Source organism: Brevundimonas sp. FG8, from assembly GCF_057808845.1.
Genome location: NZ_JBMDIU010000002.1, coordinates 116,257 through 137,977, shown reverse-complemented (window position 1 = coordinate 137,977; position 21,721 = coordinate 116,257). Strand labels below are relative to the sequence as shown.

16 protein-coding genes are annotated in these 21,721 nt (G+C 68.1%); 12 read left to right on the top strand and 4 right to left on the bottom strand.

Annotated elements, in window-relative coordinates:
- Positions 1 to 88: 88 nt before the first annotated feature.
- Genes ACODRV_RS04270 through ACODRV_RS04250 form a run of 5 tightly spaced genes read left to right on the top strand, consistent with a single transcriptional unit; the run spans position 89 to position 4,703 of the window.
- On the top strand, positions 89 to 1,180 hold the full coding sequence (locus ACODRV_RS04270) for an HlyD family secretion protein (RefSeq protein ID WP_141628091.1): 1,092 nt from the start codon (positions 89 to 91) through the stop codon (positions 1,178 to 1,180).
- Positions 1,181 to 1,209: 29 nt separating this feature from the next.
- On the top strand, positions 1,210 to 2,814 hold the full coding sequence (locus ACODRV_RS04265) for a DHA2 family efflux MFS transporter permease subunit (RefSeq protein WP_141628090.1): 1,605 nt from the start codon (positions 1,210 to 1,212) through the stop codon (positions 2,812 to 2,814).
- On the top strand, positions 2,814 to 3,410 hold the full coding sequence (locus tag ACODRV_RS04260; protein ID WP_488907529.1) for a TetR/AcrR family transcriptional regulator: 597 nt from the start codon (positions 2,814 to 2,816) through the stop codon (positions 3,408 to 3,410). Before ACODRV_RS04265 ends, ACODRV_RS04260 begins: the two co-directional genes overlap by 1 nt.
- A gap of 55 nt (positions 3,411 to 3,465) precedes the next feature.
- Entirely contained in the window at positions 3,466 to 4,215 is a 750-nt protein-coding gene (locus ACODRV_RS04255; RefSeq protein WP_141628088.1) for a creatininase family protein, read from the top strand.
- A gap of 26 nt (positions 4,216 to 4,241) precedes the next feature.
- Positions 4,242 to 4,703: a phasin family protein gene (locus ACODRV_RS04250; RefSeq protein ID WP_141628087.1), complete on the top strand. Its 462-nt coding sequence runs from the start codon at positions 4,242 to 4,244 to the stop codon at positions 4,701 to 4,703.
- 97 nt (positions 4,704 to 4,800) lie between these two features.
- Here the strand turns inward: ACODRV_RS04250 and ACODRV_RS04245 are convergent, their stop codons facing one another.
- From ACODRV_RS04245 to ACODRV_RS04235, 3 genes are all read right to left on the bottom strand, one after another.
- A complete protein-coding gene (locus ACODRV_RS04245) occupies positions 4,801 to 6,246 on the bottom strand; it encodes an AMP nucleosidase (RefSeq protein ID WP_488907528.1) in 1,446 nt (481 codons plus the stop codon).
- An 80-nt stretch (positions 6,247 to 6,326) separates the two neighbouring features.
- On the bottom strand, positions 6,327 to 7,184 hold the full coding sequence (locus tag ACODRV_RS04240; protein WP_488907527.1) for an alpha/beta hydrolase: 858 nt from the start codon (positions 7,182 to 7,184) through the stop codon (positions 6,327 to 6,329).
- A 46-nt stretch (positions 7,185 to 7,230) separates the two neighbouring features.
- Positions 7,231 to 9,264 (bottom strand): AsmA family protein, encoded by a 2,034-nt coding sequence (locus ACODRV_RS04235; RefSeq protein ID WP_488907526.1) that lies wholly within the window; start codon positions 9,262 to 9,264, stop codon positions 7,231 to 7,233.
- Between the two features lie 179 nt (positions 9,265 to 9,443).
- Here ACODRV_RS04235 and ACODRV_RS04230 point away from each other — a divergent pair, with 179 nt between their 5' ends.
- Positions 9,444 to 9,743 carry a hypothetical protein gene (locus ACODRV_RS04230; RefSeq protein WP_488907525.1) on the top strand — a complete coding sequence of 100 codons (300 nt, stop codon included), beginning with the start codon at positions 9,444 to 9,446 and terminating at the stop codon, positions 9,741 to 9,743.
- A 74-nt stretch (positions 9,744 to 9,817) separates the two neighbouring features.
- Here the strand turns inward: ACODRV_RS04230 and ACODRV_RS04225 are convergent, their stop codons facing one another.
- On the bottom strand, positions 9,818 to 11,923 hold the full coding sequence (locus ACODRV_RS04225) for a S9 family peptidase (RefSeq protein ID WP_488907524.1): 2,106 nt from the start codon (positions 11,921 to 11,923) through the stop codon (positions 9,818 to 9,820).
- Between the two features lie 143 nt (positions 11,924 to 12,066).
- On the opposite strand from ACODRV_RS04225, the gene ACODRV_RS04220 reads away from it, so the two are divergent.
- Genes ACODRV_RS04220 through addA form a run of 6 tightly spaced genes read left to right on the top strand, consistent with a single transcriptional unit; the run spans position 12,067 to position 21,695 of the window.
- Positions 12,067 to 12,927 (top strand): GNAT family N-acetyltransferase, encoded by an 861-nt coding sequence (locus ACODRV_RS04220; RefSeq protein WP_488907523.1) that lies wholly within the window; start codon positions 12,067 to 12,069, stop codon positions 12,925 to 12,927.
- Between the two features lies 1 nt (position 12,928).
- Positions 12,929 to 13,387, top strand: coding sequence for a tRNA (adenosine(37)-N6)-threonylcarbamoyltransferase complex ATPase subunit type 1 TsaE (gene tsaE, locus ACODRV_RS04215; RefSeq protein ID WP_141628416.1), 459 nt, complete (start codon positions 12,929 to 12,931; stop codon positions 13,385 to 13,387).
- Positions 13,380 to 14,468, top strand: coding sequence for an N-acetylmuramate/N-acetylglucosamine kinase AmgK (gene amgK, locus ACODRV_RS04210; protein ID WP_141628080.1), 1,089 nt, complete (start codon positions 13,380 to 13,382; stop codon positions 14,466 to 14,468). Before tsaE ends, amgK begins: the two co-directional genes overlap by 8 nt.
- A gap of 20 nt (positions 14,469 to 14,488) precedes the next feature.
- Complete coding sequence (murU, locus tag ACODRV_RS04205) at positions 14,489 to 15,184, top strand: N-acetylmuramate alpha-1-phosphate uridylyltransferase MurU (protein ID WP_141628415.1); 696 nt, start codon at positions 14,489 to 14,491, stop codon at positions 15,182 to 15,184.
- The gene (gene addB / locus ACODRV_RS04200) at positions 15,181 to 18,255 is read left to right on the top strand and encodes a double-strand break repair protein AddB (RefSeq protein ID WP_488907522.1); all 3,075 of its coding nucleotides are present in this window, start codon (positions 15,181 to 15,183) and stop codon (positions 18,253 to 18,255) included. Before murU ends, addB begins: the two co-directional genes overlap by 4 nt.
- Positions 18,252 to 21,695 carry a double-strand break repair helicase AddA gene (gene addA, locus ACODRV_RS04195; protein ID WP_488907521.1) on the top strand — a complete coding sequence of 1,148 codons (3,444 nt, stop codon included), beginning with the start codon at positions 18,252 to 18,254 and terminating at the stop codon, positions 21,693 to 21,695. The genes addB and addA overlap by 4 nt, the downstream gene beginning before the upstream one ends.
- Positions 21,696 to 21,721: the final 26 nt, after the last annotated feature.

Below are 21,721 nucleotides of genomic sequence, written 5' to 3'. Positions count from 1 at the left end.
GCCGAAACAAGGGAGTTGATTTCTGGACAAGGCTGTCCATTTATGCGCGACGCTTTATCGCGCCTCCCCCCGTACTTCGAGTTCTGACATGGCTCTGAATCCCGCCGTCAAGAAACGCCTTCCCCTGATCGTCGCCGGTATCGTGGGCCTCGGCCTGATCGCCGGCGGGGTTGTCTGGTGGCAGGGCAAGCAGAGGTGGGAAGCCACCGACAACGCTTTCGTGCAGGCTGACACCACCTCCCTGAGCCCGCAGGTCGAGGGTTATGTGGTCGAGGTGCTGGTCGCCGATAACCAGCGCGTCGAGGCCGGTCAGGTGCTGATCCGTCTGGATGACGCCGACGCCAAGGTGAAGCTGGCGCAGGCCGAGGCCAATCTGGCCGCCTTGCAGGCCGGGGTCGCCAACGTGGACGCCCGCGCCGAACAGGAACAGGCGATGATCGCCAGCCGCGCCGCCTCGGTGGCGCAGGCCCAGGCCCAGGCCGATCTCGCCCGCCAGCAGGTCAACCGCTACAGCCAGCTGGCCGAGCAGGGCTGGGTCTCGCAACAGCGGATCGAGACCGAACGCGCCAGCGCCCGCACGGCGCAGGCCTCGGTCGCCGAGGCGCAGGCCGCGCTGGCCGCCGAGCAGCGCACCGCCGGTGTTCTGGGCTCGACCCGCGAGCAATCGGTCGCCTCGGTGGAACAGGCGCGCGCTCTGGTCGAACAGGCCCGTATCGCGCTGGAGCGCACCGTCATTCGGGCCCCCGTCGCGGGCGTCGTCGGCGCGCGGGGTGTGCGGGTCGGCCAGTATGTCCGTCCGGGCGGGGTGATCCTGTCGATCGTGCCGCTGGGCGACACCTATGTGGTGGCGAACTTCAAGGAGACCCAGCTGGACCGGATGCGTCTGGGCCAGCAGGTCGAGATCAAGGCCGACGCCTTCAAGGGCGAGCCTCTGGTCGGCCACATCGACAGCTTCGCCCCGGCGACCGGGTCCGAGTTCGCCCTGATCCCCATCGAGAACGCCACCGGCAACTTCACCAAGATCACCCAGCGCGTCCCGGTTCGCATCCGTGTGGATCGTCGCGAGGGCGCGGTGTTGCGTCCCGGCCTGTCGGTCGAGGTGAAGGTCGATCTCAAGAGCGAGGGCGGCCTGACCTTCGCCGAATCCGCCGCCGCCCCGGTCCAGACCGCCGCGCGCTGAACTCCGCCCCGAACGGGGAAGGCAGAACCATGACGTCCCAGTCCGTCACGCAGGGTCAGGCCCCGGCCCCCGCCGCAGCCGCCGAACCCCAGGTCAACTGGACGATCCTCCTGCTCGGCTTCGCCGGGATGGTGATCGGCCAGTTCATGGCCATTCTCGACATCCAGATCGTCGCCTCCTCCCTGCCGCAGATTCAGGCGGGCGTCGGGGCGTCGGCGGATGAAATCAGCTGGATCCAGACCGCCTATCTGATCCCCGAGGTCGTGATGATCCCCCTGTCGGGATACCTGTCGCGGCTGTGGGGCACGCAGAAGGTGTTCCTGCTGTCCTGCACCGGCTTCATTCTGATGAGCATCGCCGTCGGCCTGTCCGGGTCGGTCGAGCAGATGATCTTCTTCCGGGCCATTCAGGGTTTTGTCGGCGGGGCCATGATCCCGACCGTCTTCGCCGTGGCCTTCACCGCCTTTCCGCCCGCGCAGCGCGTGACGGCCAGCGTCATCATGGGCCTGATCGTGACCCTGGCCCCGACCATCGGGCCGACGCTGGGCGGGCACCTGACCGAGCAGCTGAGCTGGCGCTGGCTGTTCTTCATCAATGTGCCGCCGGGAATTCTCGTACTGTTCCTCGTCAGCCGGTACGCCAATTTCGACAAGGGCGATCCGTCGTTGTCCAAGGGCTTCGACTGGCTGGGTCTGGTCCTGATGGCGACCTTCCTGATGAGCCTTCAGTTCGTGCTGGAGGAAGGCGCCAGGAATGACTGGTTCGCGGACGAGGAGATCCTGCTGCTGACAGTGGTCACGGCCGTGACCGGCCCGGCCTTCATCTGGCGCACGTTGACCTACTACAACCCGATCGTGGAGCTGCGGGCGTTCGCCAATCGTAACTTCTTCGTCGGCGTGGTGATGACCTTCACCGTCGGCCTGGCCCTGTTCGGCGGGACCTTCCTGCTGCCGCTCTTCCTCGGGCGGGTGCGGGGCTATTCGGCGGCCGAGGTGGGCACCACCATGGTCGTGTCGGGTCTGGCCATGTTCGCCACCGGCCCCTTCGCCGGTCGGCTGGTGCGGGCGGTTGATCCCCGCATCCTGATGTTCGGGGGCTTCATGATGTGCGCCTGGGGCATGTGGGACGCCCATGCGCTGACCAGCGAATGGGGCTTCTGGGAGTTCGCCGGAGTTCAGGCCCTGCGCGGGGTGGGGGTGATGATCGCCATGATCGCCTCGCAGCAGGTGACGATGTCGACCCTGCCGCCGCACATGGTCAAGAACGCCTCGGGGCTGGTGAACCTGTTCCGCAACGTCGGCGGGGCCGTGGGTCTGGCTCTTCTGAACACCTCGCTGACGACCAACACCGCCCTGCACATGAGCGAGCTGACCCAGGGCATTCAGAACACCAGCGGCGCCATGCAGGGCATGTTGTCGGCGATGCAGGAGCGTTTCGCCGACTCGATCGATCCGGCGGGGTCAGCGATGAAGGCCGTCAACGGGATGCTTCAGATGCAGGCGACGACGCTGGCGTTCGGCGACGCCTTCGCCATGCTGGCCGTCGGCTGCGCCTTCGCGGCTTTCGTGACCCTGCTGGCCAAGCCGGTGAAACAGCAGCCGGGCGCGCCACCCGTGGCGTCGGACGCGCACTGATGCCGAGGATTGCCGGACAGGTCGACGAGACCAAGACCGAGGCCATTCTGGAGGCCGCGCACGCCCTTTTCGCTGAAAAAGGCGTGTCAGTCTCGATGGAGGCCATCGCACGCACCGCCGGGGTCTCGCGCCAGACCCTCTACAACCGCTTCCCCTCCAAGCTGGACATCGGGCGGGCGTTGGCCAGTCGCCGGTCGGACACGATCAGCGCGCCGCTGCGCTCAGGCGGGGACGCCGAGGCGGTCCTGCGCGGTTTCGCCGGCCTGCTGCTGGAGAAGATCGCCGGCAATGACAGCAAGGGGTCCATGCGCGGGGTCGCCCTGCTGTCGCCCCAGGCCCCGGACATCGCGGCGGCCATCTATGAGGCCGGGCCGGCCGAGAGCCTGCGCAAGCTGTCCGTCTGGCTGGCCGAGCAGGACCGGAAGGGCGTGTTGTCGGTGCCGGAGCCGGATGTCGCCGCCGAGATGTTCTCGGGCATGGTGCTGGGCCACGGGCATCTGCGCGGCATTCTGGGCGTGCCGCATCCGGTGATCGATCCCGCCGCCCGCGCGGCCGAGGTCACGCGCCGCTTCATGCGAGCGTTTGCTCCGGAATGACGGCGGCCCGGGATGGGTGTAGAGCGGCCCCATCCCCGGTTTGAGAGTTCCGCCCATGCTGATGCATCTGTCGTCCTGGCCCGAGATCGACGCGCGGCTGAAGACCGTGAAGACGGTGGTGGTGCCCATCGGCTCGAATGAGCAACACGGGCCGACCGGTCTGCTGGGCACCGACTGGCTGTGCCCGGAGATCATCGCCCACGCCGCCGAGAAGGCGGACGAGCAACTGGTGGTCGCACCGACGTTCAACATCGGCATGGCCCAGCACCATCTGGCCTTCGCGGGAACCATCTCGCTGCGCCCCTCGACCTTCATGGCCGCGATCACCGACTGGGTGCATTCGCTGAGCCGCCATGGCTTCGAGCGAATCTATTTCCTGAACGGTCACGGCGGCAACGTCGCCACCATCGAGGCCACCTTCGCCGAGATCTATGCGGAGTGGTCGTTCGCGGAAGATCGCCCGCCGTTCGTGCTGAAACTGCGCAACTGGTGGGACCTGCCGGGCGTGAACAGCCTGTGCAACCGGCTGTTCCCGGTCGGGCACGGGATGCACGCCACCCCGTCCGAGATCGCGGTGACGCAGGCGGCCTATCCGGACCGGATCAAGACTGCGGACTACAGCCCGAAGATCGCGCCGAACGGGCCGATCCGCGATGCGCTGGACTATCGCGCCCGGTTCCCGGACGGCCGGATCGGCTCCGATCCCATGCTGGCCAGCCCGGAGCACGGCCAGACGATCATCGATGCCGCTGTGCCGGGATTGCTACAGGATGTGGCGGACTTCTCGGTCGAGGTCTTGCCGTAAGGCCGGGTCAGGCGCACCGTCATTCCATGAGCCCTATCGACGAGGCCGCGCGGGCCGCCCGCGCCGGACAGGAACTGCTGGAAGCCTCGGGCGACGTCATCGCCCGGCGGCTGACCATCATGGCCGAGGCCGTCGCGAATCCGGCCGGCGCGGATATGGCGGAGCTGGCGTTGATGGGGTCGGAGAAACTGGACGCCATGTCCAGATCGGCCCGCATCGGTCTGAACGGCGCGGCGGTGCTGGCGCAGACGGCGCAGACGGTCGCCGCACGGGAAACCGCAGCGGCGGGCCGGGCCTTCGACGCTGTGCTGCGTTCCCGGACCCCGGCGGAGATGATGGCCGCCCAAAGCGCCTGGGCCGCCGACGCCTGGACCCGGTCTCTCGAACAGAGCTGGGCCATGGGCGTGGCCATGCTGAAGCTTCAGACCGACGCCCTGCAGCCGATCCATGCGGCGGCGACCGCCAATGCGGAACGGCTCAAGCGCTAGGACGACGGCTCAGGCTGTATATCCTGTCGCCGTCGTCACAATTTTCGTCGTCCAAATATCCCTTCGGGCGTCTTCGAAATAGCGCCCGCAGTATCACCTACCGGAACGGGGGCTCGTCGAAGGCGCGGAGCTTGCGGCTGTGCAGGCGGTTGCCTTCGGCGCGCAGCAGGTCCACGGCCTGGATGCCGATCTGGAGGTGTTCCGAGATGGAGCCCTCGTAGAAGCGGTTGGCCTGCCCCGGCAGCTTGATCTCGCCATGCAGCGGCTTGTCCGACACGCAGAGCAGCGTCCCGTAGGGCACGCGGAAGCGGTAACCCTGCGCGGCGATGGTGGCCGATTCCATGTCGATTGCCACGGCGCGGCTCTGGTTGAAGCGCAGGGCCGACTTGGAATAGCGCAGCTCCCAGTTCCGGTCGTCGGTGGTGACGACGGTGCCGGTGCGCAGGCGACGCTTCACTTCCTCGCCCGGGGCGCCCGAGACGATCTTGGCGGCGTCGTACAGGGCGCGCTGAACTTCCGCGATCGAGGGGATGGGGATGTCCGGCGGCAGGACGGCGTCCAGAACGTGATCCTCGCGCAGATAGGCGTGGGCCAGCACATAGTCGCCGATGGTCTGGGACGGACGCAGGCCGCCGCAGTGGCCGATCATCATCCACGCATGCGGCCGGGTGACGGCCAGGTGGTCGCAGATGGTCTTGGCGTTCGACGGACCGACGCCGATGTTGACCAGGGTGATCCCGTTCCAGCCCGGCGCGGTCAGGTGGTAGGCGGGCATCTGGTGCTTTTTCCAGGCGGCGTCGGCGACGACGGCTTCCGGGTTCGGCGTGTCCCGCGTGACCACGACCCCGCCCGAGGTCGAGAAGGTCTCGTAGATGCTGTTCGGATCCTTGATCTGCTCCAGCGCCCAGCGGACGAATTCGTCGACGTAGCGGTTGTAGTTGGTGAACAGGATGTAGTTCTGCACGTCCTCGACCGGAGTGCCGGTGTAGTGGCGCAGGCGGGCCAGCGAGAAGTCGGTGCGCAGGCCGTCGAACTGGGCCAGAGGGAACTCCTCGTCCGAATCCCACAGGCCATCGGAGATCTCATCGCCGATGTGGGCCAGATCGGTGGTCGGGAAGTAGCGGGCGATCGACGCCGTCATGGTCGCGTCCAGAACCACGTCCGAGCCGTCCAGCACGTAGGGGAAGGGGATTTCCTGCGCCGACGGGATAACGTCGAAGGTCGCGCCGTAGTCTTGCTCCAGCAGCGCCAGCTGTTCCTGCAGGTACGAGCGGTATAGTTCCGGCCGGGTGACGGTCGTCGAATACACACCCTGCCGCGAGAGTCGGGCATAGGCGCGGGTGGCCAGATTGACCGGACGGTCGCCGAACCAGCTGATGCGGAGTTCAGGATAGGTGAAGAGACCCTTGGCCCGCGCCTCGGCATCGGGACGCTCGCCCGTGGCGAGGAAGGTCTTCACAGCATCGCGAAGATTGGCGACGGATTCGGAGTAGAGGGTTTCAAGGCGGTCCAGCGCCGCCTGTGCTGTCATCGTATTTGTCATGGCCTCCCTTAACGGAAGACGGTGACGTTGGCGAGACGGCCACGCTGAACACCGGTTACGGGGTGTGACCGACCCTGACGTCAGCCGAGCTCGCGCCGGAAGAAGGCGGTGACGTCGTCGAGAACCGGAGCCTTCTTGCGGAACAGCGGCGAGAAGGTCGCGATCAGGTCTTCGTGGGACAGACCGGGGTAGAGTTTGGCTTCGCAACGGCCGCCCACCGCCTGCATCCGGTCGCGCAGGATGGTGGTGTCCTCGGCGTGCACGACCGTGTCGGCGGCTCCGTGGCCCAACCAGAGGGGCGGGGCGTCGGGGCGAACGAAGCTGACCGGCTGGGTCAGGGTAAGATCGGGCGCGCGGCCGAACGCGTTGATCGAGGCGGGAACGTCCAGCGGCAGAAAATCGTAGGGTCCGGCCAGACCGGCGGCGGCCCGGATGAGATTCGGAGCTTCGGCGCCGGCCATGTATCGTCGGTCGAGTGCGATCATCATCGCCAGATGGGCGCCGGCGGAGTGGCCCAGAACACCGAGCCGGGCGGGGTCGCCGCCATACTGACGCGCGATGGTCCCGGCGAAGGCTGTGGCCTCGGCGCCGTCCTGGATGAAGGCGGGGAAGTGGACCTCGGGAACCAGCCGGTAGTCGGGAACGACCACGAGGAAGCCGCGGGCCGCCAATGCTTGCGCAGCCCAGCCGTAGAGGTTCTTGTACCCGTCGGACCAGCCGCCGCCGTAGAAGAAGACCAGAACGGGCCGAGCCATATCTGACGGATCGGTCGGCGCCCATATGTCGAGCGTCTGTCGCTCAGCCGGACCGTAGGCGATGTCGCGACCCACGCGACGCACGCCGCCGTCCCTCGGCCCCAGCCCGTTCAGGAGGCCGAGAGGGGAGCAGGCCGCGACGAGAGCGCCGAGGGTGGATGCGAGAATGCCGCGTCGTGTCATGCTTCAGATACGCACGAAGACCCGTCGTGGACCAGAACGCCGGCGCTCAACGGGCCGAAGAAATCAGCGCGCCGCAGTTGGCGTCCTCGGCCAGGCCGGGGTCGACGAAGGGCAGCAGGGCGATCAGCGGATTGACTACGGCGCCAAGAACCCCCGCCAAACCGGCCTGACCGACCACCGAGCCGGTATCGATGCCGACGCGGGGCGCGGTCAACGATCCTTGCACCGTGATCGGTGACCAGAGGCGAACCAGACGGGCCTCCTTGGTTTCGCCGTCGATGCGCAGGTTCAGGGTCTCGGCGCCCAGATCAAGGGTTCCGGTCCCCTGGGCCAGAACCGGGGTGGTGTCGATGACGAAGGTCCGCGCCGTCGCCGTACCGCCCGCGACGCGGAAGTCGGCGACCGCGCAGCGGATCTCCACGTCGGACTCATCCCCTCCGAGAAGGCGGAACAGACCGGCGCTGGCGTTGATGCCCAACAGTTCGGCGAAGGCTGAACGCATGCGACCCTGCGGCACGACGACCGTGATCTGGCCCTTTGAGGCGGCGGCGAAGTCGTGAATGGACGCGCCCGGTCCTTCGAGCTGGAGGCGCCCCAAGGCCCGACCGGTCACGGTCGGGACTCCGCCCTGGGCCGGGATGATGGATTCCAGCGGATAGCCGCGCAGGCGGAAATCGGCGGTGCTGTAAGGCGTGTCGCGGGTCGCGTTGATCCGGGCCGTTCCGCGCAGTTCGCCGCGATTGAAGGTGAAGGCTACCGGGTCGAGATCAAGGATGGCGCGATCCAGATCGGCGCCCAGCTCGACCTTGCGGATATCCAGTTCGTTCCGCTTCACCTGTCCCGCCGTGTAGCGCAGCGTGCCGTCCATCACGCGCAGGCGCTCGACGGCCAGAGGTGCGTCGGGCAGCAACCGGCCCGGCTGGCCGGATGTCACCACCGTATTGCCGGCGGGCGTGACCGTCGGCGTTCCGCCCAGAACCGTGGCGAGATCGTCGATGTCCAGCAGCCGGGAGTGCAGGACGGCGTCCACGCGCCGACGATCGCCGACCTTGTCGACCACCAGATCGCCGGACAGGTCCGACGATCCCACCTGACCGGCGAAGTCGTTGAAGCTGAATTTGGCGTCGTCGCGCGTCAGTCGGCCCGACAGCCGATAGGGCGGGGTGTTCGGCAGGGCGATGCCTGTCAGGAGATACAGGTCCGCCAGATCGCGGCCCTGAAGGCTGAGCGTCGTCTGGAACTGTCCGAGATCGAAGGGTCGGGTGATGGAGCCGCGCGCCTCGAGCGTCGAGTTCACCCCCGCGAGCGAGGCCTGGAAGGGGTAGGGGCGGTCGCGACGGATATTGATAAAGGGGCCGCCCGCCACGGCCAGGGTCAGCGGCGTGCCGTTGATCGTGCCCTGACCGTCGAGCCGGAAACCGGCGCGCCCATGCGAGCCCTCGCGGGCGGACAGGGTGGCCTCCATCCTTATCTTGCGGCGTTGCTCGTACAGCGAAAGAGAGCCGTCGGTGATGATCAGCTGATGGATCGGCGGCAGCTTCAGGCCCTTGCCGTCGTCAGGCTTGTCGGGATTGAGCTGCCAACTGCGGCGACCGTCCTCGGTGGCGATCAGGACGACCTCGGGGCGGACGATGGCGACGCGCGGAACCTCGACCCTGCCGATGAGCAGGGGCAGCAGGCGGACCGAGCCCTGAAAATCCGCGATCTTCAGCGTGTCGCGGTCCCGCGCCCATGAGGGTCCGCCGACACGCAGGTCACGGACGTGGACAGAGGGGGTCCAGCTGAACAGCTTCACATCCAGGTCGCCGTTAAGCTCGATCTGACGATCATATCTGGCCGAGGCCCAGCGCCCGATGGGGCCACGCAGCAGATTCCAGTCGAGCAAGGCGAGGCCGATCGTGATCGCCAGCACCAGAACGAGGGCGACGATCCCGGCGACGCGGGTCTTTCGGCCCGGTCGCCAGCCTCTGGCCGCCGCGTAGGCGTTGACGCTCCGAACCCGCACCCATCGCCATGCCGGCAGCAGGAAACGGTCTCGGGCGGCGGGCCAGATCGGGCTGTTTTTCAACGGGTTGAGCAAGCGGGGAGGCTCCATCGAAGCCTGCACAACGCACGAGGTCGCGGAAAGGCCCAGGTCCGCCTGAAACCGCCAATGTAAAATTTCATACTTCCAAACGTCATATAAGATTTACAAATGACGGCGTTCGCGCATTATTCCGTCCGAGTCCTGAGCATTTCAGGCGTTCTGGAGGAAATCCCATGCGTGCAATTCGCGCCTTTGCGGCCCTCGCGGTCGCCGCTTCCGCCCTCTCGGCGGTCCCTGCTGTCGCTCACGAAACCGCGCAAGCGGCTCCGGCTCGTCCGGTTATGGTCTGCGCCACCGACGCCGCCACCCGTCGCGCCTTCACGCGCGAACACGGCGCCGCGCCGGTCTTCATCACCGCGCGCGAGGTTCAGGCCCTGCGCCCGACCGACCCGACCTGGTCAACCCCGCGCTGCATCACCGCCAAAGAGCATGCGCGGCTGATGAACAGTTCGGCCAACGCCCGCGCCCGCTGACCTCCAACGGGATCGGGACATGAAAAAGGGCGCTCCCGCCGGGAGCGCCCTTTCTCTTTGGTCTGACGCCGGGATCAGTTCGCCGGCTTCAGATACTTGTCCAGCCAGCCGAACACCTCGTTGTGCCATTGCAGGCTGTTCGCCGGCTTCAGCACCCAGTGGTTCTCGTTCGGGAAGAACAGCAGGCGGCTGTCGATGCCGCGACGCTGGAGCGCCGTGAAGGTCGACAGGCCCTGCGAGGTCGGGATGCGGTAGTCGAGGTCGCCCTGGACGACCAGCATCGGGTCACGCCAGTTGGCGACGTGGTTCACCGGGTTGAACTGCTCGTAGCCCTGCGGATTCTCGTACTGGGTGCCGCCGTACTCCCACTCGGTGAACCACAGCTCCTCGGTGCCGTAGCCCATGCCGCGGATGTCGAAGACGCCGTCATGGTTGACCAGGCATTTGAACTCACCCGGCCAGTTACCGGCGATCCAGTTGATCATATAGCCGCCGTAGGAGGCGCCGAGGGCGCAGGCGTTATCGCCGTCCAGGAAGCTGTACTTCGCCTGGGCGGCGGCCCAGCCCTTCTGCAGGTCCTCGAACGGGCGGTCGCCCCAGTGCTGGCTGATCGAATCCGTGAAGGCCTGGCCGTAGCCGGTCGAGCCGTGGAAATCGATCATCACCACCGCATAGCCCGCACCGGCATAGGTCCCTGGGTTCCAGCGGTAGGACCAGCCGTTGCCGAACGACCCCTGCGGGCCGCCGTGGATCAGGAAGGCGACCGGATACTTCTGGCCCTCGACATAGTTGGCGGGCTTGATGACGTAGGCGTGGACGGTCTCGTCATTCCAGCCGGCGAAGGTGAACTGCTCGGCTTCACCGAAGGCAAGGTTGTCCAGCTGCGGGTTCACATTGGTGATCCGGGCGGGCATTTCGCGCCCCCGGAAGGTCTTTACGAACAGCTCGCTGGGGCGGGTCAGGCTGTCCTGGGCGAAGACGAAGCCCGAGGGCGTCTGCTGGAAGGCCGAGACGTGGCCCTCGCCGGTGATCGGGATCACCGTGCCGCGACGGACGTCGATGCTGAACAGGCGGGTCTGACCGACGTCGCCGGCGGTGGTGTAGAGGGTGCGGCCGTCGCGCGACCATTGCAGGGTGTCGGCCGAGCGGTCCCAGTCGGCGGCGATCTGGCGGGTTTGGCCCGTCGCCACGTCGCGCAGGAAGATCGAATATTTGTCGGCCTCGAAACCCGGACGGGCCATGGCGCGATAGGCCATGGTCTTGCCGTCCGGTGAAAAGACCGGGCCGGTGTCCCAGGCGTCATTGGCGTCGGTCAGATTGGTCAGTTGACCGGGCGCGCCGATGGCGACCTGATAGAGGTCGAAATTGGTGCTCCACGGCTCGGTCTTTCCGGCCTCGCGGGCCGAGAAGACGATGCCCTGGTTGTCCGGGGTGAAGACGAACTCGCTCTCGTCGCCGAACGGCTTGGACGGAGTGTCGCCGTCGAAGCCACGGGTGACGTGAACGGGCTGGCCCGAACCGTCGGCGTTCAGAACGAACAGATGGTTCTGGGTGTGATCGTTCCAGGTGTCCCAGTGGCGCACGAACATGCGGTCGTAGGTCTGGCCGGTCGAAGGATCGTCAGCGACAGCCTTGTGGCGATCCACGGTGCAGGCCAGGTCGGCGCAGTCGGGGAAGACCGCCAGCGAGACCGCGACCTTCGAGGCGTCGGGGCTGATGCGGTAGGCGTTCACGTCGAGCGGCAGGTTGGTGACCTGAACCGGAGCGGTCCCGTCGGCTTCCGCGCGCCAGACCTGGCTGGAGCCCGACCGGCCCGAGAGGAAGTACAGCTTGCCGTCCGAACCCCAGCGCGCGGTGTTGGCGCCGCCCTCGTTGATGGCCAGACGACGGCCCTCGCCGGGGCTGCGCAGGTCCTGGATGAACAGGGCGCCCGCGCGGCGGTTGGCGGCGACGTCCGTGGTGGTCACCGAATAGACGACCCAGCGGCCGTCCGGGGACACCTGCGGATCGCCCAGCCGGTTGGCCGAGATCATGGCGCGGTAGTCGAAGGCCGGTTGCGCGGCCTGAGCCGACGCCTCCGCCGGAGCCGGGGAGACGGTCGGGGTCTCGGCCAGGGCGGGGACTGCGGTCGACAGCGCGATGGCGGCGACGGCGCACGAAAGCAGGGAGCGGTGACGCATGGGCAGGTTCCTTTGTCTTCGGCGGGTGGCGTAGCACCGGGGGGCGGCGGGCGGAAGCGGCGCCGCCTGTGCTCACAAAGGCGTGCGATGCGGTCGCCAAGCCGCTTGCCGTCCTTCGCGGGAGCGGCGACAACCGGCGTCGCATGACGACCCCCGAGACCCTGCCCGCGCGACCTGAGCCGCACATCTGCGACGTGCTGATCGCCGAGCGCGCGCCGCGGCTGACGCAGTCAGCGGTCTGGCCGCTGGTGCGGCCGCTTCTGTACCGGCTCCTGAACTATCCGCAGGCGGTCCGCATGGCCGATGCGGTCAAGCCGCTCTCGGGCGGGGCGGCGCTGGACTATATGAGCAACCTGCTGGACCTGAAGGTCTCGGTGCTGAACGCGGATCGCATCCCGGCGACGGGGCGATGCGTGGTGGTGGCTAACCATCCGACGGGGATCGCCGACGGGATCGCCGTCTTTGACGCCATCAAAAAGCGGCGGCCGGACGCCATTTTCTTCGCGAACGCTGACGCCCTGCGGGTCTCGCCCCGACTGGGCGAGGTGATTATTCCGGTGGAGTGGGTTCATGACAAACGCACCCGCGAGAAGACCCGCGCCACACTGCAGGCGGCGAAGGCGGCGTTTGAGGCCGAGCGGTGTCTGGTGATGTTCCCGGCCGGGCGGCTGGCGCGGATCGCGAAGGACGGGTCGGTCACCGATCCGGAATGGGCGCCGACCGCCGCGTCCCTGGCGCGGAAGTCTGAGGCGCCGGTGGTGCCGATCCATGTGGCCGGTCCCTATTCGCGCCTGTTCCACTGGTTTGACCGGTTCTCCGAGGAACTGAGGGACATCACCCTGTTCCATGAGCTGTTGAACAAGCGCCGGACGGCCTTCCAGATGAAGGTCGGCAAGCCGATCCCGCCGTCGCGTCTCGACATCGATGCAGGCAAGGCGACCTATGCGCTGAAGGCCTTCACCGAGCGGGTCCTGCCCGCCCAGCCGGACGCCGACTTTGCCTGATCTGACCCTGACCCTTCCGGACGCGGACGCCACCGGGCGGCTGGGCGCGGCCATCGCGCCCCTGTTGGAACCGGGTGAGAGCGTCCTGCTGTATGGCCCGCTCGGCATGGGCAAGTCGACGTTGGCCCGCGCCCTGATCCGCGCCCTGACCACGCCGGATGAGGATGTGCCGTCGCCGACCTTCACCCTGGTTCAGTTCTACGACAGCGAGCCGCCCGTCGCGCATTTCGACCTCTACCGGCTGACGCGGCCTGAGGAGGCCGCGGAGATCGGTCTGGACGAGGCGTTGGATGAGGGTTGCGCCGTCATCGAATGGCCGGAACGGCTGGGTGATGATCCCGGCGCCTGGCTGGGGCCGGATCGACTGGTTGTGACCCTGTCCGAACAAGGCGAGGGAAGGGGGGCGACCCTGTCCGGCGCGGGGGCGTGGGAAGAGAAGCTGAAGGACCTGCATGTCTGATCGTGAAGCCCAACGTCTGGCGTTTCTGAAGTCCGCCGGTCTGGCGGATGCGGCGCGAGATCCCTTGCCCGGCGACGCCTCGACCCGCCGGTATGAGCGGCTGACAACAACGGACGGACGCTCACTGATGCTGATGGATCAGGCGGCCAGCGCCGAAAGCCCCCCCGCCGATCCGTCGTGGACGCCGGAGCAGCGGCTCGCCTCCGGCTGGAACGCCACCGCGCGTCTGTCCGCCGGCCGGATCGAGGCCTTCGCCGCCGTGGCCGCGCATCTGAAAGCGCTGGGCCTGTCCGCGCCGGAGATCCTCGCCGTGGACGCGGCGGCGGGTCTGGCCGTTCTGGAGGACTTCGGCGACGCCCTGTTCGCCCGGGTGATCGAGGCCGGGGAGGCTGAGGCGCCGCTGTATCTGGCCGCGGTCGAGGCGCTGGCGACCCTGCATGACGCGACGACGCCGGAGCGGCTATCGGGCGCGGCGGGCGACTGGCCCCTGCTGGTCTATGACGAAACGGCCTTGCAGGGCGGAGCCGATCTGTTCGTGGAATGGATGCCCAAGCTGGACCCGGCGTTGCGCTTCGATGAGGCGGCGATCGCAGGTTGGCGCGAGGCGTGGCGTCCGGTGGTCGAACGCGGCGCGGCGGGGGCGAGCGTGATGGCGCACCGCGACTATCATGCCGAAAATCTGATCCGGCTGCCGGGGAAGTCGGGCGCGTCCATGGTCGGGATGATCGATTTCCAGGACGCGGTGCGCGCCCATCCGTCGTGGGATCTGCACTCCCTGCTTCAGGACGCCCGCCGGGATGTTTCGCCCGCGCTCGAGACGAAGGCGCTGGATCACTATTTCAGCCTGCGCCCCCAGGTGGACCGGACCGAGTTCATGCGGGACTACGCCGGTCTGGCGGCGCTGAACGAGGCGCGGATTCTGGGCGTCTTCGCGCGCCTGATCGTGCGCGACGGCAAGCCGCGATACGCGGCCTTCATGCCGCGCATGTGGGCGCATCTGAACGCCAATCTGAAGTCGCCGGGCCTCGAGACCGTCGCGGACTGGTTCAACGCCCATGTGCCGGAGGCCAGCCGCAAATGACCGACGCGCCGAAGACCGCGATGGTGCTGGCCGCCGGGCTGGGCACCCGGATGCGCCCCCTGACGAATGACCGGCCCAAGGCGTTGGTCGAGGTCGGCGGGCGCGCCCTGATCGACCATGTGCTGGATCGACTGGCGGATGCGGGGGTCGCGAAGGCCGTGGTCAATGTCCACTGGTTCGCTGACCGGCTGGAAGCACACCTGGCCGCGCGGGGGCGGGGACCGGAAATCGTCATCTCGGACGAGCGGGAAACCCTGCTGGAGACGGGCGGAGGGCTGAAGAAGGCGGCGCCTTTGCTGGGGAGCGATCCTGTCTTTGTCGCCAATATCGACAGCGTCTGGGTTGATCGGGGCGAGGCCCTGAATCAACTCGCGCGCCTGTGGAATCCGTCAATCATGGATGCCGCGCTTCTTCTCGCGAAGCGCGAAGGCTCGATCGGATTTGAAGGCGACGGCGATTTCTTCCTCGATGAAGGCGGACGGCTGACCTTCCGGGGCGAGGCGCCGTCAGCCCCCTTCGCCTATATGGGCGTGCACATCTGCAAGCCGGACTATGTCGCTGACGGGCCCGATGGTCCGTTCTCGCTGAGCCAGTTCTGGCGCCGGTCCGCCTCCGCCGGGCGGCTGTACGGGGTGGTGATGGACGGCGACTGGATGCACGTCGGTGATCCGCAGGCCCGCGCTGAGGCCGAGGCGAGACTGGCCGGACGCCCGTGACGTCACGGTTCGATCCCTTCGCCGGCGACCGACCGCGCTGGTACGCGGTGGAGGCTTGGCGGCCATTTCTGGAAGACCTCGCCGCGGGGGTGCTGGACTGGCTGGGCGATCATCCGCCGGAGGCCCTGTCGGATGCCGTGATCCTGCTGCCCAATCGCCGGGCGGCGCGCGCCTTCACCGGGGCGCTGGCGAAGCAGGCGGGCGGGCGGGCCATTCTGCTGCCGCAGGTCCGGCCGTTGGGCGATCTGGAAGAGGACGAGCCGCCGTTCGCGCCGGGTGAACTGGGACTGGACCTGCCGCCGGCCATCGCGCCCCTGACGCGTCGCTTCGAGATGGCGCGGATGATCACCGAGCAGTTCCGCGCGGACCTGTCGCCTCTGCGGGCTCTGGAGATGGCGGACGCGCTCGGCGGCTTCCTCGATTCCTGCCATCTGGAGGAGATCGAGGACATCGGTCGGGTGGCCGGTCTGGTCGAGGGTGATCTGGCCGAGCACTGGCAGGAATCGGCGCGGTTCCTCGGGCTGGCGGTCGAGGTTTGGCCGAAACGGCTGAAGGCGCTGGGGCTGGTTGATCCGGCCTGGCGACGGGCAAAGCTATTGCGGTTGCTGGCAGACAGCTGGCGCGACCGACCGCCGGAGCAGCCGGTCATCGCCGCCGGATCGACCGGCTCGGCCCCGGCCGCCGCGGATGTTCTGAACGCCGTCGCGAACGCGCCGCAGGGCTGTGTCGTCCTGCCGGGGCTGGACATGGATCTCGATCCGATGGTCTGGTCTCGCCTGCGGGACAGCGAGCAGCACCCGCAAAACGCCCTGTGGCGGTTGCTGGACGGCCGGGTTGACCGCGAGGGTGTGCGGCCCTGGTTCCGTCCACCCGTCGAAGCCGCCGTCGAGGCGCGCGGGAAGGCCCGTCAGAGACTGCTGAATGAGGCCTTGCGGCCCGCGGACGCTACAGACGACTGGCGTAACCTGATCCGGGGCCTGCGGGCCGACGCGGCAGGCAAGCAGTCGGCGGACCCGATCGCGGAGGGGCTTCGTGGCCTTTCAGTCGTCACCGCGCGCGCCGAGGAAGATGCGGCGGCGGCCATCGCCCTGATGATGCGAGAAACGCTTGAAACGCCGGGGCGGACCTGTGCGCTGGTGACGCCCGACCTCGATTTGTCGCGGCGGGTGGCAGCGCGGCTGGAACGCTGGGGCGTGAGCGCTGACGTGTCCTCCGGTCAGCCGCTGAGCCGGATGTCCGCCGGCCGCCTTGTGGATCTGGCGGCACGTTTCATTGCTGATCCGCTGGACCCCCACACCCTCCTGGGGCTGTTGAAACACCCGCAGGTGCGGCTGGCGCTGGAGCCGTTCGACTATGATCGCGCGGTCAATGCGTTTGAGCGATACGCCCTGCGTGGTCCGCGCCGACGCGACTGGAGCCGTGCGCGAAAGGCGCTCCTCGAGGCGGGCAAGCCGACAGACGACGGGCGGGTCGCGTCGGAGTTCACAGTATCGGGACTTGCGGCCGCCGGGGCCCTGCTGGACCGACTTGAAGCCCTGTCCGGCGCGGCGCGTGCGCCGTTCGCCGAAGCCGCCTTACCGGACGCAGCCGCGCGAGCCCTGACCGGGCTTGTCGAAGCCCTGGCAAGGCAGGACGCGTGGGGCGGGCCCGACGGTGAGGCCGCCGCCGCCCTGCTGTCAGCCCTGATCGAGGGCGGAGGTTCGCTGGGTGCGGTGAACCGGAGCGAGTTCGCTGATCTGGTCCACGGCCTGCTGGCGGACGAGACGGTGCGGACCGGCGGGGCCAATCAACCGCGTCTGCGTATCCTCGGCGCCATCGAGGCTCGTCTGGTGCGGGCCGACCGGATGATCCTGGCCGGACTAGAGGAAGGGGTCTGGCCGAACGCCGCGCCGACGGACCCTTTCCTTTCGCGTCCCATGCGCGAGACACTTGGTTTGCCACCACCCGAACGCCGTCTGGGTCAGACGGCGCAGGATTTCGTGCAGGCGGCGAGCGCCGATGAGGCCATTCTGGTTCACTGTGAACGCAGGGGGGGGCAGCCGGCGGTGAAGTCGCGCTGGCTGTGGCGGCTCGAGATGCTGACCCGAGGGGCTCACACAGACGAGACGCCCGTCTCCATTGCACGACCTTCCGAGGCGCTGGAACAGGCCCGGAGGCTGGATGCGCCGGCCTCGTCCCGTCCGGCTTACGCGCCACGCCCCGCACCGCGCCCGCCGGTCGAGCGGCGGCCGAGAAAGTTGGCGGTTACAGGCGTCGAACGCTGGGTGCGCGATCCCTATGCCGTCTATGCACGCTATGTCCTGAATCTGCGACAATTGGACCGGCCCGGTCAGGCCGCCGAAGCCCTCGCGCGTGGGGACGCGGTGCACAAGGCGATGGAGCGGTTCGCCTTGCTCTGGACCGAGATCCCTCCCGAAGACCGCGCCGACCGGCTGGAGGCGTTCCTGCTGGAGGAACTGGCGACCGCCGGTTTCGAGGACCCCGCCATGGCGCGCGAGGCGCCGCTGGCGCGCAACGCGGCCGTGTGGCTGGCCGGGTTCGAGGCGGAGCGTCGCGCGCGAGGTGTTGAAATCCGGGTCGAGGAAGGGGTGGAAATGGTCATTCCGGGGCCTGCCGGGCCGTTCCGCCTGACGGCAAGGGTCGACCGCATCGAGTTGTCGGCGACGGGGGCGGCGGTGCTGGACTTCAAGACCGGCTCCGTTCCCAGCGCCAAACAGGTGAAGACCGGCTTCTCGCCCCAGCTGACGCTGACCGGGGCCATTCTGGCGGAGGCCGGGCTGAAGGACACGGGACCGGTCGAGCCGGAAGAGCTGACCTATGTGCGGGTCGTCGGGCGCAAGGAGCCGGGGAGCAAGGTGGTGCGTGGCGAAGGGGCCGAAGCGATGGCGCTGTGCGAGGCCGCGCTGTCCGGCCTGACCGCGCGGATCGCCCGTTTCGACGAGGAGGTGACGCCCTACCTCAGTTGGACGGCCCCCCAGTTCATGGGCAATTTCGGCGGCAACTACGATCATCTCGCCCGGGTGTGGGAGTGGCATGTGGTCGGCGGTGAGGACGGGGGGGACGCCGAATGAGCGCGCGTATCCTGCCGGACCCCGCCCAGATCGCCGCGGCCGATCCGGGCCAGTCGGTCTTCGTCACGGCCAACGCCGGCTCGGGCAAGACCTCGACCCTGGTGGACCGGGTGGCGCGGTTGCTGCTGCGTGAAGTGCGACCGGGCGAAATTCTGTGCGTCACCTACACCAAGGCCGCCGCCGCCGAGATGCAGGCGCGTCTGTTTGATCGGCTGGGCGAATGGGCCGTCCTGGATGATGACAGGTTGCGGGTGTCGCTCGCCGATCTGGACGGCCGCGATCCGGCCAGTCTGTCGGGGCCGGAGCTGTCGGACGCCCGCCGCCTGTTCGCCAAGGCGCTGGAGACCCCGGGTGGGCTGAAGATCCAGACCATCCACGCCTTCTGCGAGAAGCTGCTGCGGCGGTTTCCGATCGAGGCGGGCGTGACGCCGGGGTTCACGGTGCTGGAGGATCAGGCGGCGGTGGCCCTGTCGCATTCCGTGCGGGAGGAACTGGCCCGCGCCGCCCTGGAGGACGCGGACGGCCCTATCGGTCGGGCCTACAGCCATTTCGCGGTCGAGCTGGACTGGGGCGCATTCCAGTCGCTTCTGGCCTTGATCGAGACGGACCGGGACAAGTTGGCGGACTATGTCGACAGGGTCGCCGAAGGTCGGGCGCCGGCCCCCCATCTGCTCGTGGGCGCTCACCCGGAGCAGACAGCCGAGGCGGTGGAGGGCGATTTCATGCGCTTCCTCGACCGCGCGGAGTGGCTGGAGACGGCCTCCGCCATGGCGATGGGCGGGACCAACGACCAGAAGTGCGCTGACCGGATGCGGGCCGCGGACTGGACCTTCGCCGGGATCGCCGAGGTCTTCCTCACCGGAGGCGAGCCGCGCAAGGCGATGGCGACATCCAAGGCTCCCCCCACGGCAAGGGGCTGGCTGGCCGATCTGCAGATGAAATACGTCTCGACGCTGGAGCAGGTCCGGCGTCTGCGGGTGGCGCGGGACACGATCCATGTCCTGACCCTCGCTGCGGCCCATGCGCGGCTTTACGAGCAGGCCAAGGCCGCGACCGGGGCGCTGGACTTCGGTGATCTGGTCGCAAGGACGGTTGAGCTTCTGACCCATCGGGCTTCGGCGGCCTGGGTGCTCTACAAGCTGGACGGCGGCATAGAGCATGTGCTGGTCGATGAGGCGCAGGACACCGCGCCCCAGCAGTGGGACATATTGAAAGCCCTGACCGAAAGCTTCTTCGCAGGGGAAGGGGGGCGACGGTTCACGCCTCCGCCGCCATCGGGCCAAAGGCTGGACCGCACGGTCTTCGCGGTGGGCGACGAGAAGCAGTCGATCTATTCCTTCCAGGGCGCCCGTCCGCAGCGGCTGCGTCAGGAGTCCCAGCGCTATGACATGATGGTGCAGGGCGCCGGATCGGAATTCAGGGCTGTAGAGCTGGCCAAATCCTTCCGCTCGACCCCGGATGTGCTGGGCTTTGTGGACGCGGTCTTCGCCGGACCGGAGCGAGCCGCCGCACTGGTCGGTGAAAGCCTGGCGGCCGTGCCCACTCACACCGCCATGCGGTCGGGACAGGCCGGTTCGGTCGACCTCTGGCCTCTGCATCAGGAGATCAAGGGGCCCGACCGCGAGGCATGGGACGCGCCGGTCGATCAGGAATCCGCTGTCTCGGCCCGCAAGCAACTGGCGGCCGATCTGGCTAGCGATATCCGGCTGCAGGTCGAGACCGGGGTCACGGTGTATGATCGGAAGACCCGCGAGCCTCGCCCATCGGGCTATGGCGACTTCCTGATCCTGGTGCGTCGTCGCGATGCGACCTTCGAGGAGATCATCCGGGCGCTGAAGACGGCGGGCGTGCCCGTGGCGGGGGCGGACCGGCTGAAGCTGTCGTCGCACATCGTCTTTGATGACCTGATCGCCCTGGCCCGCTTTGTCCTCTATCCGGACGACGATCTGTCGTTGGCGGGCCTGCTGCGCAGCCCCCTGTGCGATGTGGATGAGGACGGACTGTTCGCCCTCGCGGGCGCAAAGTCTGAACGTCGGCGGCTGTGGCGGGAATTGACGGACCGCGCCGGTGAGCGGCCGGAATGGTCCCGAGCGCGGGACATGCTGGACTTCGCCCTGTCCATGAGTGACCGTGATCCTTTCGCCTTCTTCTCCGCCGTGCTCAGCCGGGTGGACGACACGGGCGTTTCGGGACGGGCGCGGATCCTGCGGCGTCTGGGCGCGGAGGCCGAAGAGGCGATCGATGAGACGCTGAACCAGGTGCTGGCGGCCGAGGGCCGGGGAGCCATCGACCTGGAGACCTGTCTGGCCCGCCTTGAAGCCGCTGACGTGGAGGTGAAGCGGGAGCTGGAGGGGCCACGTGGCGAGGTTCGCGTCATGACGGTCCACGGCGCCAAGGGGCTGGAGGCGCCGGTAGTCATCCTGCCGGACACCACCAGCCGGGCGAAGGCTCAGGGGCCGTCCCTCATGCCTGTGGCGCTGGAGGATGGCTCCGAGGCCTGGCTGATGTGCCCGGGCAGCTCGAAGGAGGACTGCGAAGCCTCGCGCGCCGCGCGCGACGCCCGGCAGGCCCAGGCGGACGCCGAGACCCTGCGTCTGCTCTATGTCGCCCTGACCCGCGCCCGGGACCGGATCGTGATCATGGGCAAGGGCAGCGCGAAGACAAAGGCCGGCTTTGACGAAGGCAGCTGGTGGGATGTCCTGACCCGCACCTTTGACGGTCTGGAGGGACAGGTCCGGATGGTGGGCGAGCTGCGCCGCTACGGGGTCGATCCCGGCCAGGCGCCGCCGAAAGGCGCGGCTCCGGCCGGGCGTGTCATCGCGCCGGACTGGGCCCGCGTTTCTCCCTCGCCTGACCCCGCCGCCCGGATCGCATCACCCTCGCAGATGGACGAGGTGCTGCGCATCCCGGCGCCTTCGCCTCTCTCTATGGGAGGCGGCGGCCTTGGGCGATTCCGGCGGGGCGACCTGATCCACCGTCTGCTTGAACGATTGCCTGAAGTCCCGTCGGACCAACGTCCGGCGATCGCCGGACGCCTGTTGTCCCGAGAGCGGGATTTGAGCGGAGAGCAACGGGCGGAAATGATCGGGGCGGCGCTGACGGTTCTCGACCATCCGCTGTTCGCGCCGGTCTTCGGCCAAGGTTCCCGGCCCGAGGTCGCGCTGACGGGAAGGGTCAACGGGGTGACCGTCTCCGGTCGCATGGACCGATTGGTGGTTACACCTGAGCGGGTTCTGGTGGTCGATTACAAGACCAACCGCCCGGCGCCCTCGAGGATCGAGGATGCGGACCCGGCCTATGTGCTGCAGTTGGCGGTTTATGTCTCCATCTTGGGACAAATGTATCCCGATCGACCGGTGGCGGCGGCTCTCGTCTGGACGGACGGGCCGCAGCTGATGCCGGTTCCGCAGGCGATGCTGGAGGCGGCGCTGATCCGTTGATTTTGGGGGCCTGGTTTCCCACATCG

Bases quoted from the DNA above. Each gene is read 5' to 3' on its own strand.
- ACODRV_RS04270 (WP_141628091.1), top strand. From the start codon at position 89: ATGGCTCTGAATCCCGCCGTCAAGAAACGCCTTCCCCTGATCGTCGCC.
- ACODRV_RS04265 (WP_141628090.1), top strand. From the start codon at position 1,210: ATGACGTCCCAGTCCGTCACGCAGGGTCAGGCCCCGGCCCCCGCCGCA.
- ACODRV_RS04260 (WP_488907529.1), top strand. From the start codon at position 2,814: ATGCCGAGGATTGCCGGACAGGTCGACGAGACCAAGACCGAGGCCATT.
- ACODRV_RS04255 (WP_141628088.1), top strand. From the start codon at position 3,466: ATGCTGATGCATCTGTCGTCCTGGCCCGAGATCGACGCGCGGCTGAAG.
- ACODRV_RS04250 (WP_141628087.1), top strand. From the start codon at position 4,242: ATGAGCCCTATCGACGAGGCCGCGCGGGCCGCCCGCGCCGGACAGGAA.
- ACODRV_RS04245 (WP_488907528.1), bottom strand. From the start codon at position 6,246: ATGACAAATACGATGACAGCACAGGCGGCGCTGGACCGCCTTGAAACC.
- ACODRV_RS04240 (WP_488907527.1), bottom strand. From the start codon at position 7,184: ATGACACGACGCGGCATTCTCGCATCCACCCTCGGCGCTCTCGTCGCG.
- ACODRV_RS04230 (WP_488907525.1), top strand. From the start codon at position 9,444: ATGCGTGCAATTCGCGCCTTTGCGGCCCTCGCGGTCGCCGCTTCCGCC.
- ACODRV_RS04225 (WP_488907524.1), bottom strand. From the start codon at position 11,923: ATGCGTCACCGCTCCCTGCTTTCGTGCGCCGTCGCCGCCATCGCGCTG.
- ACODRV_RS04220 (WP_488907523.1), top strand. From the start codon at position 12,067: ATGACGACCCCCGAGACCCTGCCCGCGCGACCTGAGCCGCACATCTGC.
- amgK (WP_141628080.1), top strand. From the start codon at position 13,380: ATGTCTGATCGTGAAGCCCAACGTCTGGCGTTTCTGAAGTCCGCCGGT.
- murU (WP_141628415.1), top strand. From the start codon at position 14,489: ATGGTGCTGGCCGCCGGGCTGGGCACCCGGATGCGCCCCCTGACGAAT.
- addA (WP_488907521.1), top strand. From the start codon at position 18,252: ATGAGCGCGCGTATCCTGCCGGACCCCGCCCAGATCGCCGCGGCCGAT.